At 76.0% G+C, this 13,251-nt stretch carries 12 protein-coding genes, 1 pseudogene and 1 riboswitch; of the genes and pseudogenes, 4 read left to right on the top strand and 9 right to left on the bottom strand.

Translation table 11 applies throughout. The features are described from left to right. Positions 1–9: 9 nt before the first annotated feature. Positions 10–1,518, bottom strand: coding sequence for a phytoene desaturase family protein (gene crtI / locus ACZ6Q9_RS11810; RefSeq protein ID WP_396828678.1), 1,509 nt, complete (start codon positions 1,516–1,518; stop codon positions 10–12). Next, positions 1,518–2,669 (bottom strand): polyprenyl synthetase family protein, encoded by a 1,152-nt coding sequence (locus ACZ6Q9_RS11815; RefSeq protein WP_396828676.1) that lies wholly within the window; start codon positions 2,667–2,669, stop codon positions 1,518–1,520. Before ACZ6Q9_RS11815 ends, crtI begins: the two co-directional genes overlap by 1 nt. A gap of 65 nt (positions 2,670–2,734) precedes the next feature. Between ACZ6Q9_RS11815 and ACZ6Q9_RS11820 the strand changes: the two genes are divergently transcribed. Further along, complete coding sequence (locus tag ACZ6Q9_RS11820) at positions 2,735–3,673, top strand: phytoene/squalene synthase family protein (RefSeq protein WP_393260520.1); 939 nt, start codon at positions 2,735–2,737, stop codon at positions 3,671–3,673. Positions 3,674–3,791: 118 nt separating this feature from the next. Here the strand turns inward: ACZ6Q9_RS11820 and ACZ6Q9_RS11825 are convergent, their stop codons facing one another. Then, positions 3,792–4,856 carry a serine hydrolase domain-containing protein gene (locus tag ACZ6Q9_RS11825; RefSeq protein ID WP_393260522.1) on the bottom strand — a complete coding sequence of 355 codons (1,065 nt, stop codon included), beginning with the start codon at positions 4,854–4,856 and terminating at the stop codon, positions 3,792–3,794. Positions 4,857–4,946: 90 nt separating this feature from the next. On the opposite strand from ACZ6Q9_RS11825, the gene ACZ6Q9_RS11830 reads away from it, so the two are divergent. Then, complete coding sequence (locus tag ACZ6Q9_RS11830) at positions 4,947–6,422, top strand: dihydrolipoyl dehydrogenase family protein (protein WP_396828673.1); 1,476 nt, start codon at positions 4,947–4,949, stop codon at positions 6,420–6,422. 23 nt (positions 6,423–6,445) lie between these two features. Here the strand turns inward: ACZ6Q9_RS11830 and ACZ6Q9_RS11835 are convergent, their stop codons facing one another. Then, positions 6,446–7,207: a crotonase/enoyl-CoA hydratase family protein gene (locus ACZ6Q9_RS11835; RefSeq protein WP_396828671.1), complete on the bottom strand. Its 762-nt coding sequence runs from the start codon at positions 7,205–7,207 to the stop codon at positions 6,446–6,448. A gap of 42 nt (positions 7,208–7,249) precedes the next feature. Next, complete coding sequence (locus tag ACZ6Q9_RS11840) at positions 7,250–8,167, bottom strand: EamA family transporter (RefSeq protein WP_396828669.1); 918 nt, start codon at positions 8,165–8,167, stop codon at positions 7,250–7,252. A gap of 272 nt (positions 8,168–8,439) precedes the next feature. Then, positions 8,440–8,634, top strand: a riboswitch (cobalamin riboswitch). Between the two features lie 37 nt (positions 8,635–8,671). Between ACZ6Q9_RS11840 and bluB the strand changes: the two genes are divergently transcribed. Beyond that, positions 8,672–9,301, top strand: coding sequence for a 5,6-dimethylbenzimidazole synthase (gene bluB / locus ACZ6Q9_RS11845; RefSeq protein ID WP_393260528.1), 630 nt, complete (start codon positions 8,672–8,674; stop codon positions 9,299–9,301). Between the two features lie 149 nt (positions 9,302–9,450). Then, complete coding sequence (locus tag ACZ6Q9_RS11850; protein ID WP_393260531.1) at positions 9,451–10,290, top strand: Rieske (2Fe-2S) protein; 840 nt, start codon at positions 9,451–9,453, stop codon at positions 10,288–10,290. A gap of 408 nt (positions 10,291–10,698) precedes the next feature. On the opposite strand, the pseudogene ACZ6Q9_RS11855 reads toward ACZ6Q9_RS11850, so the two are convergent. From ACZ6Q9_RS11855 to ACZ6Q9_RS11870, 4 genes and pseudogenes are all read right to left on the bottom strand, one after another. Beyond that, a pseudogene (locus tag ACZ6Q9_RS11855) lies at positions 10,699–11,766 on the bottom strand (LysM peptidoglycan-binding domain-containing protein); the annotation flags it as partial. Positions 11,767–11,780: 14 nt separating this feature from the next. Next, on the bottom strand, positions 11,781–12,230 hold the full coding sequence (locus ACZ6Q9_RS11860; RefSeq protein WP_393260533.1) for a pilus assembly protein TadG-related protein: 450 nt from the start codon (positions 12,228–12,230) through the stop codon (positions 11,781–11,783). Further along, on the bottom strand, positions 12,227–12,706 hold the full coding sequence (locus ACZ6Q9_RS11865) for a TadE/TadG family type IV pilus assembly protein (RefSeq protein ID WP_393260534.1): 480 nt from the start codon (positions 12,704–12,706) through the stop codon (positions 12,227–12,229). Before ACZ6Q9_RS11865 ends, ACZ6Q9_RS11860 begins: the two co-directional genes overlap by 4 nt. Then, positions 12,691–13,095 (bottom strand): TadE family protein, encoded by a 405-nt coding sequence (locus ACZ6Q9_RS11870; RefSeq protein ID WP_396828825.1) that lies wholly within the window; start codon positions 13,093–13,095, stop codon positions 12,691–12,693. Before ACZ6Q9_RS11870 ends, ACZ6Q9_RS11865 begins: the two co-directional genes overlap by 16 nt. Between the last annotated feature and the right edge of the window lie 156 nt (positions 13,096–13,251).

Consider the following 13,251-nt stretch of genomic DNA (forward strand, 5'->3'; position numbering starts at 1 on the left):
CGAGGGTCATCAGGATTCCCCGGTGATGCGGCCGGCGGCGAGCTTGCCGGAGATGAGCACCATCGGCACGCCGACGCCGGGCTGGGTGCCCGAGCCGGCGAAGACCACGTTCGGCAGCGTCCGGTGCAGGTTCGACGGGCGGAACGGGCCGGTCTGGAAGAAGGTGTGCGCGGCGGCGAACGGGGTGCCGGCGGCCATCCCCTGCTCGGCCCACTCGGCCGGGGTGACGGCCCGCAGCACCTCGACGCCCGCGCCGAAGCCGACGTAGCCGCGCTCCTCCAGGGTCCCGACGAGCTGGTCGGCGTAGCGGTCGGTGAGGTCGCCCCGCCAGTCGAATGGCGCCCGGTGGAGGTTGGGCACCGGCGCGAGCACGTAGTAGGTGTGCCGTCCTGCGGGCGCGACCGACGGGTCCGTCCGGCTCGGGTTGGTCACCAGCAGGGACGGGTCGCTCATCAGCTCGCCGCGCCGGATGACCTCATCGAAGGTGCCCTTCCAGGACCGTCCGAAGTGGATGTTGTGGTGGGCGATCCTCCCATATCCCTGCCGGGATCCCACGTGCAGGACCACGCAGGACGGCGAGTAGGTGAGCCTGCGGGGGCGGGTCGGCGGCAGCAGGTCGCGGTAGGCGACCGGCAGGTCGGGGTTGAGCACCACCACGTCGGCCGGGATCAGCTCCCCGTCGGCGGTCAGCACGCCCGTGGCCCGGCCGTTCGCGGTCTCCACCCGGGTCACCGTGGTGTCGTACCGGATCTGCACGCCGTGTTTCTCGGCGGCGCCGGCCATGCCCCGGGAGACCGCGTGGATCCCGCCGCGCGGGAAGTAGACCCCGGCCACCGAGTCGAGATACGCGATGACCGCGTAGATGGCCAGGGCGTCGTGCGGGGCGAGGCCGGCGTACATCGCCTGGAAGGAGAAGATCCGCTGGGTGCGCGGGTCGCGGAAGAACTGGTTGATCTTCGTCTGGAGCCGGCGGAAGGCGCCGCCCGCCAGCAGCCGCAGTAGGTTGCCGGTGAGCAGGTCGGTGGGCGCGTCCAGGTTGCGCTCGATGAAGTCGGCGCGCTCCCACTGCCAGAGCTTCCGGGCGTAGTCGACGAAGCGCAGGTAGCCGTCGGCCTCGCGGGGGCCGCAGACCCGGGCGATCTCGGCGGCCATCCGGGTGGTGTCGGTGATGACGCCCAGCGTCGACCCGTCGGGGTAGTGGGCCCGGTAGGCCGGGTCGAGCGGGGTCAGGTCGAGCCAGTCGTCCAGTTCCTCGCCCACCGCGCCGAGCGCCTCGGCGATCAGGTCCGGCATGGTGAGCACGGTGGGGCCGGTGTCGAACTCGTAGCCGTCGACGCCGAGCCGGCCGGCCCGGCCGCCCGGCACCGGCTCGCGCTCCAGCACGGTCACCTGTCGGCCACTGCCCGCCAGGTGCAGCGCGCAGGCCAGCCCACCCAGGCCGGCGCCGACCACCACCACCCGGTCCGTACGCCCGTGCACGGTGCGCACGCGACCACCCCCCTGTGCGAAGTTGCCCATCAAGCCCGCCGGTTGGTGGCGGCGGTCGCGAGACCGGTCAGCGCGGTGCGGGCCGTCTCGTCGATCGACGCGGCGTCGAGCGCGGCGAGCGCCTCGGCGACCCGGTCGGAGATCATGCGCTCTACCCGGTCCACCGCGCCGGTGTCGGCGACGACGCCGGCGAGCCGGGCGATCTCCGCGTCCGTCACCCCGTCGCCGACCCGGTCCAGCGCGCGCCGCTGGGCCGGCGTGGCGAGCTGCCGGGCGAGCATGAGCAGCGCGGTCGGCTTGCCGGTGCGCAGGTCGTCGCCGGCCGGCTTGCCGGTGGCCGACGGGTCGCCGTAGACGCCGAGCAGGTCGTCGCAGAGCTGGAACGCCTCGCCGACCGCGAGCCCGTAGCGGGTGTACGCGGCGATCAGCGGGGCGTCGGTGTCGACGCCGGCCAGGCAGGCGCCGAAGAGCAGCGGCCGCCGCACCGTGTAGCTCGCGGTCTTGTAGCGGGCGACCCGCAGCGCGCGGTCGACGGACCAGTTCGCCGCGTCGCTCTCGCCGAGCACGTCGAGGTACTGCCCGGCGATCGTCTCCACCCGCATCTGGTCGTAGCAGCGGCGGACGTGGAGCAGCCGGGCCGGCGGCAGGGCGGCGTGCGCGAGGAGCCGGTCGGCCCACACCACGCGGAGGTCGCCGACCAGCACCGCGACCGCCTCGCCGAACCGGCGCGGGTCGCCCCGGTGCCCGGCGGCGGCGTGCCGGGCGGCCTGCGCCACCTGCACGGTCGGCCGGCCGCGTCGAGTGGCGGAGGCGTCCATCACGTCGTCGTGCACGAGGGCGAAGGTGTGCAGCAACTCCAGGGCGGCGAACGCCGGCAGCACGGCCGGCAGGGGCTCCGCGCTCCCCGCGCCGCGCCAGCCCCAGTAGGCGAACGTCGGCCGGACCCGCTTGCCGCCGGCCAGCACGCTGTCGCGCGCCGTCGCGGCGAAGCGGCCCATCGCCGCGTCGATCTCGGCCAGCGAGGCGACCTCGGCGGCCAGGAAGGCGGCCAGGGTGCGGTCCACCGCCGCGACCAGATCCCTCGTGTACGCGGCCAGGACCGCGCCGACGGGGTCGTCCCCGTCTCCCGGGCCTGCCGGCGTGACACGGAGGGTGTTGCCGGCAACTGCGTCGTTGGCCATGCGGCCGAGCGTACCCTAGGGTTACGTCTTGCGTCGATTGGTGCGTCGATACTTGAGGAGGGCCGGTGGACACGGATCTCACCGCTGCCTATGACCGTTGTCGTGAGGTGCACAGACGCCACGGCCGCACCTACTATCTCGCGACCCGGCTGCTGCCCGCCTGGAAACGGCGGCACGTGCACGCCCTCTACGGGTTCACCCGCTACACGGACGAGATCGTCGACCGGACCGAGGAGTTGTCCCCGACCGAGCGTGCGGCGCGGCTCGACGACTGGGCCGGCCGCTTCGTCGCCGGGCTGCACGGCCAGCCGGTCGACGACCCGCTGCTCCCGGCCGTGCTGCACACCATCGCCGTCTTCGATCTGGACCGGGACGACTTCGTGTCGTTCCTCAAGAGCATGGCGATGGACCTGACGGTCACCTCGTACCGCACCTACGACCACCTGCTCGACTACATGGAGGGCTCGGCGGCCGTCATCGGCACGATGATGCTGCCGATCCTGGGCAGCTCCGACCCGGCCGCGGCCCGCGAGCCGGCGCGCCAGCTCGGCTTCGCCTTCCAGCTCACCAACTTCATCCGGGACATCGGCGAGGATCTCGAGCGCGGGCGGACGTACCTGCCCGACGACGACCTCGCCCTGTTCGGCGTCACCCGAGAGGAGCTGACCGAGGCCCGCGCCCGGGGGCGCGCCACGCCCCGGATCCGGGAGCTGATCGCGTACGAGGTGGGCCGCGCCCAGGCGCACTACGCCGCCGCGGCACCCGGTATCACGCTGCTCGCGCCCGCCTCGCAGGCGTGCATGCGCACCGCGTACGCGCTCTACGGCGGCATCCTCGACGAGGTGGCCGCGCAGGGCTACGACGTCTTCGCCGGCCGGGCACTGGTGTCGCGACGCCGCCGGCTGGCGGTGGCCGCCCGCGCCCTGCTCACCCCGACCGGCACGCCCGTGGTGATCCCCGGGCCCGCCCGGGCGCCCGCCCCGGTCCCCGTGCCGAGCCCGTGACCGTTTGCCGTCCGGCTCCGGCGGTCGCACCCCGGGCCGGCGGCGCGCCCGACCCGGGGCGGGTGCCCGTGGCGCCGGCCGCCCGCTGGCCGCACCCGCCCGAGGCGGTCGGAGCGGGTCAGAGGCAGGAGTGCAGGGCGTCCACCAGAGCGTCGACCCGGTCGTGGTCGGCCAGGTGGGACGTGGCGTAGGCGAAGGTGTAGCCGCGCGCGGGGTCGGCCCAGGCGGAACTGCCGCCGATCCCGCCCATGCCCCAGCTCCCGTCCTCCTCCCACTGCATGCCCAGCGTCCACCGGGTGCGCCGGCCCAGCAGCAGGTCGTCGCCGTCGTACTGGACCCGCGTCGCCTCGGCCACCAACTCCGGACCGAACAGGCGTACGCCGTCGAGGACGCCGCCGGCGAGCAGGCCCGCGTAGAGCCGGGCCAGGGCACCCGCCGTCGAGTGCAGGTTGACCGCCGGCACCTCCGCGCCCCGCCAGAGCGGGCCGTTCACCACCGCCAGGTCCCGTCCGCCGGGCGGGTTGTCCAGCGCCCGCGCCCGGAGGGAGCCCGGCGCACCGGCCACCCGGTCCGGCCACCCCGGGTCGCCGTACCGCAGCTCGGCGCAGCGCCGCCGGTCCGCCTCGCCGAGGCCGAAGCCGAGGTCCAGCCGCCACGGCCCGGCGATCTCCTCGGCCAGGAAGCGGCCCACCGACCGCCCGTCGACCCGCCGCACCAGCTCGCCCACCAGATGCCCGTACGTCCAGGCGTGCTCGCCCGCGACGGAACCCGGCGGCCACTCCGGCCCGGCGGCGGCGAGGTCGGCGCAGAGCAGATCCCAGTCGGCGATCGCGGCGGCGGGCCGGGGCACCGGGAAGGCCAGCAGCCCGGCGGTGTGCGTGAGCACCTGCCGGACGGTGGCCGGGGTGCGGAAGCCGGGCCAGTGCGCGGAGACCGGGTCGTCCAGGTCGAGCCGGCCCCGGTCGACCAGCATCAGCAGGCAGAGCGCGGCGACCGGCTTGCCGACCGAGTAGACGTTCACCAGCGTCTGCGGCAGCCACGGCCGCCCCGGCGACCGTTCCCCGCCGACGATGTCGACGACCGGCTCCCCGGCGTACCAGACCGCCAGGCCGGCCCCGGTCTCCCGGCCGGTGGCGAGCAGGTCGGCGAAGCAGTCGTGGACGGCGGAGAAGCGGGCGCGCATCCGGCCACCGTAGGCGGCCGACGACACCCGGGCAGCGAATATCGCGCCGGCCGGGTGGTCGGAGACCGGGCGGTGCGGAATGCTGGCGGGATGGCGGAGCCGGAACTGGTGGACGTGGTCGTGGTCGGGCTCGGGGTCGGCGGCGAGGAGGTGGCCGGGCGGCTCGCCGAGGCCGGGCTGACCGTCGTCGGCGTCGAGCGTGACCTGGTCGGCGGGGAGTGCCCGTACTGGGGGTGCATCCCGAGCAAGATGATGATCAGGGCGGCCAACGCGATCGCCGAGGCGCGCCGGGTCGACGGGCTCGCCGGCACCGCCCAGGTCCGGCCCGACTGGGCGCCCGTGGCGAAGCGGATCCGCGAGGAGGCCACCGACACCTGGGACGACACGGTCGCCGTGGAACGCTTCACCGGCAAGGGCGGCCGGTTCGTCCGGGGCAGCGCCCGCCTCGACGGCCCGGGCCGGGTCCGGGTCGGCGGGCGGGTCTTCCAGGCCCGGCACGGGATCGTGCTCGGCACCGGCACCAAGCCGTCCGTGCCGCCGGTCGACGGGCTGGCCGACACGCCGTACTGGACCAACCGCCAGGCGATCGAGGTCGAGGAGTTGCCGGAGTCGCTGCTGGTGCTGGGCGGCGGCGCGATCGGCCTGGAGCTGGCCCAGGTGTTCGCCAGGTTCGGCGTCCAGGTCACCGTCGTCGAGGCGGCGGACCGGGTGCTCGCGGTCGAGGAGCCGGAGGCGTCCGAGGTGGCCGCCGCCGCGCTGCGCGCCGACGGGGTGGAGATCCACACTGGCATACGGGCGGAGCGGGTCCGCCACGACGGGCGCGGCTTCACGCTGCACGGGGCCGACGGGGCGGAGTTCACCGGGCAGCGGCTGCTGGTGGTGACCGGCCGCCGGGCCCACCTCGACGAGTTGGGCCTGGACACCGTCGGGGTGGACGCCGGCCAGCGGTACCTGGCCGTCGACGACCGGCTGCGCGTCACCGACGGGATGTGGGCGGTCGGCGACGTCACCGGGGAGGGCGCGTTCACCCACGTCGCCATGTACCAGGCGGGAATCGTCGTCGCCGACGTGCTCGACCACGCCCGGCACGCCGACGGTGGGCCGGACGCCAGCGGCACCGCCCGCATGACGGGCGGCGCGGCCGGCGCGGTCAGCGCGTCCGGCACCACCGGGTCGGGCGCCTCCGCCGGCGCGGTGCCGCGCGCCGACTACCGCGCGCTGCCCCGGGTCACCTTCACCGACCCCGAGATCGGCGCGGTCGGCCTCACCGAACGGCAGGCCCGCGAGCGCGGGATCAACGTGCAGGTCGGCCTCGCCGAACTGCCGTCGTCGGCGCGCGGCTGGATCCACCGGAGCGGCAACGAGGGCTTCGTCAAGCTGGTCGCCGACGCCGACCAGGGCGTGCTGATCGGCGCGACGTCGGTCGGGCCGGCCGGCGGCGAGGTGCTCTCCGGGCTGGTGGTGGCGGTGCACGCGGCCGTACCGCTGGCCCGGCTCCGGCACATGATCTACGCCTACCCGACGTTCCACCGGGCCATCGAGGACGCGCTGCGGCACCTGCGCTAGACGGTCGCGCCGCCGCGCCCGCGCTAGACGGCCGCGCCGTGCCGCCCGGCGCCGGCGGCGAACCGGGCCGCCCCGGCCGCCGCGTCGGCGGCGAGCGAGCCCATCCCGTACGCCAGCTCGGTCGCCAGCGCCGCCGGCTCCGGCTGGCCGGCGCCGGCCAGCACGGCGGCCCGGTCGTTGCGCAGGCAGGTCTGCGGGTGCCGGGCGATCTCGGCCGCCAGCCGCTCGGCCGCCGCCCGCGCCTCACCCGGGGCGACCAGCCGGTTCACCAGCCCCATCGCGTACGCCTCCTCGGCCGGCACCGGCCGGCCGGTGAGGATCAGGTCCATCGCCCGGCTCTCGCCGATCAGCCGGGGCAGCCGGACCGTCCCCCCGTCGATCAGCGGCACCCCCCAGCGCCGGCAGAACACCCCGAGGACCGCGTCGGACTCGGCGACCCGTAGGTCGCACCAGAGCGCCAGCTCCAACCCGCCGGCCACGGCGTGACCGGAGATCGCGGCGATCACCGGCTTGCCGAGCGTCATCCGGGTCGGGCCCATCGGGCCGTCCCCCTCCGGCTCGACCCGGTTGCCGCTCGGGGTGCCGATCGCCTTCAGGTCGGCCCCCGCGCAGAACGTGCCGCCGGCGCCCCAGAGCACGGCCACCGCCGCGTCGGGGTCGGCCTCGAAGGCGCGGAACGCGTCGGCCAGGGCCCGGGCCGTCGGCCCGTCGACCGCGTTGCGGGCCGCCGGGCGGTCCAGGATCACCGTGGTCACCGGCCCGTCGTGCTCGACGCGTACGCCCATCGGCACAGCATGCCCCGGTGGTGCCGACGGCGCCAGGGGGCGTCAGCGCGCCTTCGCGGCGCCGGGCCGGACCAGGGTCGCGCCCAGCGCGGCGCCGACCACGCACGCCACCCCGGCCGCCTGCGGCCAGGCCAGCAGCTCGCCCAGCAGGACCAGCCCGACCAGCGCGCCGATCGCCGGCTCCAGGCTGAGCAGGATCGCGAAGACCCGGGCCGGCATCCGGCGCAGCGCGGCCAGTTCGGCCGAGTACGGCAGCACCGACGACAGCAGTGCCACCACGACGCCCAGCGCTAGGGTCCACGGGTCGAGCAGCGCCGTGCCGCTGCCGGCGACCCCGAACGGCAGTACGGCGAGCGCGGCGACGGCCATTCCCAGCGCGAGGCCCCGGCTGCCCGGCATGCGGGCGCTGACCGCCTTGCCGAGCAGCACGTACCCGGCCCAGCCGACCGCGATGGCGACGCACAACAGCAGCCCCACCCGGTCCACCCCGGTCCCGCCGAGCCCGCTGATCAGCAGCACCCCGCCGCCCGCCAGGACCGCCCACGCCACGTCGGCGGGCCGGCGGCTGCCGGCGAGCGACACCAGCAGCGGCCCCGCGAACCCGATGGTGACCGCCACGCCGAGCGGCACCCGGTGCAGCGCCGCGTAGAAGGCGAGGTTCATCAGCGCCAGGGTGAGCCCGAACGCCCCGACCAGGCCGGCGGCGCGCCAGCCCAGCCGCAGCCCGGGCCGGGCCACGAGCAGCAGGATCAGCGCGGCGAAGCCGAGCCGCAGCGTGGTCGTACCGCCGGCGCTGGTGCTGCCGAAGAGCTGCTTGGCGACGGCCGCGCCGACCTGGGTGGAGAGCATGCCCAGCAGCATCAGCAGCGGTGGCGGCACGGCCCGGGGTCGGCCGAGGGCGACGGTCAGTCGGGCCGCCGGGTGGCCGGCCGGCAGCGGGCGGGAGGCGAGTGCGTACACCCGGACCACACTGGTCGCGGACGGCGCGGCCCGCGACCGGATTTCCCCGCCCGGCCGGCGGATCCGGGCGGCGGTCCGATCCCCGGCGGGTCCGGCCCCTGGCGGGTTCGGCCCTGGCGGGTCCGGCCGGGTGGCGGATCCGGGTGGCGGTCCGGTCCCTGGCGGGTTCGGCCCTGGCGGGTCCGGTCGGGCGGCGGCGGGGCGGCGGACGCAGGCGTCCGACTGGCCCAGCAGCGCCGGTCCGGTTGGCGCGGCGCTAGCATGCCGGGCGGCACGATCATGTGAGGTGCCCCGCGCGAGCGGGGAGAATCGGGAAGCCGGTGCGAATCCGGCACGGGCCCGCCGCGGTGACCGGGGAGCCACCGTCCACGCGCGAGAGCGCAGCCACTGGCCCGCCCGGGCCGGGAAGGCGGACGGCCAGGCGTCGATCCGGGAGTCCGAAGACCGGCCTCGCGGTCAGGTGCCCACGCCCCGAGCGTGGGCCGAGCGCAGCGGGAGCCTGCCTTGGATCTCTACGACGTCATTCATCGCCGCCGGGACGTCCGCGGCCAGTTCACCGGGGCGCCGGTGCCCGACGAGACGCTGCACCGCGTCCTGACCGCGGCGCACGCCGCGCCGAGCGTCGGCTACTCCCAGCCCTGGGACTTCGTACTCGTCCGCGACCCCGAGCTGCGGCGCCGGTTCCACGAGCACGTCCAGGCCGAGCGGGACACCTTCGCCGCCACCCTGGACGGGGAGGCGGCCGAGCGGTTCGCCCGCATCAAGATCGACGGGGTGCTGGAGTCCACCCTGTCCGTGGTGGTCACCTACGACCCGGCCCGCGGCGGCGCCGCCGTGCTCGGGCGGCACGCCATCGCCGACACCGGGCTCTACTCGGCCTGCCTCGCCATCCAGAACCTCTGGCTGGCCGCCACCGCCGAGGGGCTCGGCGTCGGGTGGGTGTCGTTCTACCGGGAGCCCTGGCTGGCTGAGCTGCTCGGCATCCCCGACGGCGTACGGCCGGTGGCGTGGCTCTGCCTCGGGCCGGTCACCCACTTCGAGGCCGTGCCCGACCTGGCCCGGCACGGCTGGCGGCAGAAGCGCCCGCTGGCCGAGGCGATCCACCACGACCGCTGGACGTCGCCGGACCGCTGACCTCACCACCGCGGAAGGGCAGGGCCCATCCGGCCGGACGCGCCTGGTTCCGGGCCGGCAGAAACCTAGTCACGCACCGCTGCGGATCCGTCACCGGATACCGGTTTGCGGTCGCTCCTGCCGGGAAGTCGGTACGGGTGCGAGCACTCATGACGAAGATCGAGCAGGCCTCCGCGCTGGACCGGATCGGCGACCGGTTGCAGCGGGCCGTCCAGGCCACCCTCCGCCCGAGGCGCGTTCGCGACCTGCTGCACGGTGTCTGGCTGGGGCACCCGCTGCACCCGGCGATGGTGCAGGTGCCGGTCGGCGCGTGGCTCAGCACGGCCGTGCTGGACCTGATGCAGGGGCAGCGCCGCGCCGCCACCACGCTGTGCGCGGTGGGCACCATCAGCGCCCTGCCGGCTGCGGTCGCCGGGCTCAACGACTGGGCAGCCCTCGCCCGAGACCAGCGCCGGATCGGCCTGGTGCACGCCGCCTCCAACAGCATCGGCCTGGCGTTCTACGCCGGCTCCGTGGCCGCCCGGATGACCGGCCGGCACAACCTCGGCCGTACGCTCGGCTTCCTCGGGCTCAGTGCCGCGAGCACGGGGGCGTACATCGGCGGGCACCTGGCGTACAAGCAGGGCGCGCAGGTCAACCAGAGCATCTCCGAGCTGCACCGGATGAGCGACGGCTGGCACTCGATCGCGGACATGTCCGCCCTGCCGCAGCGAAAGCTGATCACCCGGGAGATCGACGACGTTTCGGTGATCCTCTACCGGCACGGCGACGAGGTCACCGTGATGCTGGAGCGCTGCCCGCACCAGAGCGGCCCGCTCGGCAAGGGCGAGGTGCAGGAGATCGACGGGCACGCGTGCGTGGTCTGCCCGTGGCACGGCAGCACGTTCCGGCTCAACGGCGGCGAGGTCGTGCACGGGCCGTCCGGCAACGACCAGCAGGTCCTGCCCACCCGCATCGTCAACGGCATGCTGGAGACCCGCCTCCCCTGACCCACCCCACCCCACCCCACCCCCTCCCTCACACCGCCCCACCCCTCACGCCGGTTGATCTCTCACGCCGGTTGATCATGAAGCTGTTGCCGTCCTGATCGGCGTGTCGCTGCAACAACTTCATGATCAACGAGGGCGTCCGGGGGTGGGTCAGGGGCGGCGGTGGCGGCCGATTTGGGGGTCGCGGGTGGTGTCCGCGTGGGCGCCGGCCAGCGGGCGGGGGGTGGTGGGCGCGTCGCTGTGGCCGCGGGGGGTGCTGTCGCGGGGGATCGCGGTCGTCCCGGTGTGGGTGGCTGCGCCGGCGCCCCGGGGCGCCACGTCCCGTCCGGTTCCGTCGTGTGCCGTCCGGCCCCGTCCGGTTGCCTTGTGTCCGGTCGCGCGTCCGCTTCCGCTGCGGCTGCCTCCGTCCCGTCCGGCACCCCCGGTGCCTCGACGGCGTGTGGTGGCGGTGCGGGCCGCGCCTGCCGGTACGCGGGCGGGGCGGCCGCGCAGGCCAAGGACCGCGCCGATCTGCGCGCCGACGATGCTCGCCACCGCGAGGACGGCGGAGACCGCGAGTGGTCGGTTCACGCGGTCGGTCTCGCCGGCCCGGGCCGCTCCGACCGTCAGTGTCGGGGCCTCGTCGCCGGTCGCGTCGGCTGGCGGCGGCGCCGGGGCCTGCGCCGGGGGCGGGGGTGTCGCCCGCTCCGGGGTGACCTGTTCAGGGGTGGGCTGCGGGGCCGGCCGGGCCGGCAGGGGTGCGGTGGGCCGGGCGACGAGGCGGCCGGTGGCGTGCCGGCGGGCACCCCGGTCCTCGGCCTCCTGCGGGAGCTTCAGCAACTGGCCCGGGTGGATCCGGTCCGGGTCGTCGACACGGTTCAGCGCGGCCAGTTCACGGTAGTCGTCGAAGTCGTCGAGGTAGCGCTCGGCGACCCTGCCCAGGTGGTCGCCCCGGGCCACCCGGTAGACCACCGCACCGTCGGCCGAGGCCGCCGGAGCAGGCTGCGCCGCCGAGGCCGGCCAGGTGGCCTGTGGCGGGACAGCCATCGGCGCGTTTGCGATCGGCGCTGCCGGCAGGGCGTACGGGCCGGCGATCGCCGTCGCCGCGCTCGCCGCCGGGCTGGCCGCGATGATCAGCGCGACCGACCCGACCAGGGCGGCGGCGGCCCGCTGCTGGCGGCTCATGCCCGGCAGCCGGGGTGCCGGCCGGCGCAGCGCCTGCGCGCAGAGTTCCACCAGCACGGAGAAGGCGAACGTCGCCCACCCGAACCACCCGGCCAGCGCCAGCGCGCGCAGGAAGAGGCGCCCGTCGTCGCGGCTGGTCAGCGTCGCGCCGATCTCCGCGACGGTGGGCAGGTGGTCGGGCAGCGGGTTGCCGGCGAGAGCGAGCAGCGCCACCGGCGCGCCGACCAGCACCGCGCAGAGCACGACGAGCGCGCCGAACCCGGTCAGGATCCGTCCGGTCCGCCGTACGACGGAACGACCCGAAGCGGCCATGGCTGCCTTCCTTCCTACGGTGCTCCGGTGAGCGGCCGCGCGCTCGCCTCGCCGGAGACGGTGACGGTCTCGTCGAAGCCGAACAGGCCGAGCATGGCTCTGTGGTGGGTGACGGTGACGCGTACGCGGACCCGGGTCTCCCCGTCGACGACCGGGAAGCTGACGGTGTGGCCGGCGGCGCCGGCGGCGGCGAGGTAGTCGGCGACGGCCCGGCGGGCCTGCGGCCGGTTGATCCGGGTGGGCCCGCCCTCGATGGCGGTGGCCCGGTCGATGGCCTGACCGCCGGCCCGGGCGGCCTCGGCGGCGAGGTTGTCGGCCCGCTGCAACGTGCGCAGTTGGCCGGCGCCGTCGAAGGCCATGCCGATGACGGCGAGGATCCCGACCATCGCCACCGCGAGGAAGACGCTCACCCGCCCCTCGTCGCCGGGGGTGGCGGGAGCCGGCCGGACCCGACCGGCGGTCATCGCCGGCTCCGGTAGCGGTCCAGCGGCGAGGTGAAGCTCGCCGACACCCGCGTGCCGGCGGGCATCCCCGGCAGGACGGACAGGTGCAGGTCCCGGTAGGAGACGGTGCAGGCGATCCGCACGGTGACCGAGGCGTCCTGCCCGGCGGGACTGCGGAACGCCGCGTCGAGGGTGGTGGGCCTGCCGCGTACCGCGCCGCTGAAGGTCACCTCCGGGCTGCCCGCGCAGTCCAGGCCCCGCCAGTCGAGCTGCCGGCGGGCCGCGTCCCGCGCCTCCGCGCGGGCGGTGCGGGCGTCCCGGGAGATCGACGCGGCGCGGGCGGCGTCGTGGGCGGCGGCCTCGATCGCCTCGGCCGCCACGGCGGTACGCCCCGTGACCCCGGCCAGCACGATCAGCGCGATGAAGGCCGGGGCGAGCACCGCCACCTCGATCGAGACCGAGCCACGCTCGGCGGTACGGCTCACGGCGTGGTCCACCGTTCCACCGTCCCGTGGGCGGTCTGCCGCACCGGGAAGCTGACCCCGGGGACGACCGACAGGGAGCGACCGCGCACCGTGCAGGTCACCTCGGTCCTGGTGCTCTCGCAGCTCGGGGCGGGCTTGTCCCAGTCGACGAGCCAGCCGCCGGCGGCCCGCAGGAACCGGGTGGCCCGGGCCTCGCCGGCCCCGGGCGGCGCCTGGTGCAGCCGTTGCGCGTTGACGGCGCTCTGCGCGGCGTTCAGCGCGGTGGACCGGGCGACGAACCAGGCGGCGGTCTGGATCGAGGCGAAGAGCAGCAGCAGGATCGCCGGCATCGCCACCGCCAGCTCGACCGGGTTGGCCCCCCGGTCGGTCCCGCCGGCTGCCAAACGCCGGGCGACGGCCAGGCCGGGGCGCCGGGCGACGCCTGGACCGGGGCGGCGGGCGGCGGCTAGGCCGGGGCGCCGAGCGGCGGCTGGGCCGGGGCGGGCGGCGGCTGGTGCGGGCGGCCGGGCGGCGGCCAGGGCAGGGCACCGGGCGGCGGTGACCGCCCGGCGCCCCGG

The organism is Micromonospora sp. NPDC049139, from assembly GCF_055586845.1.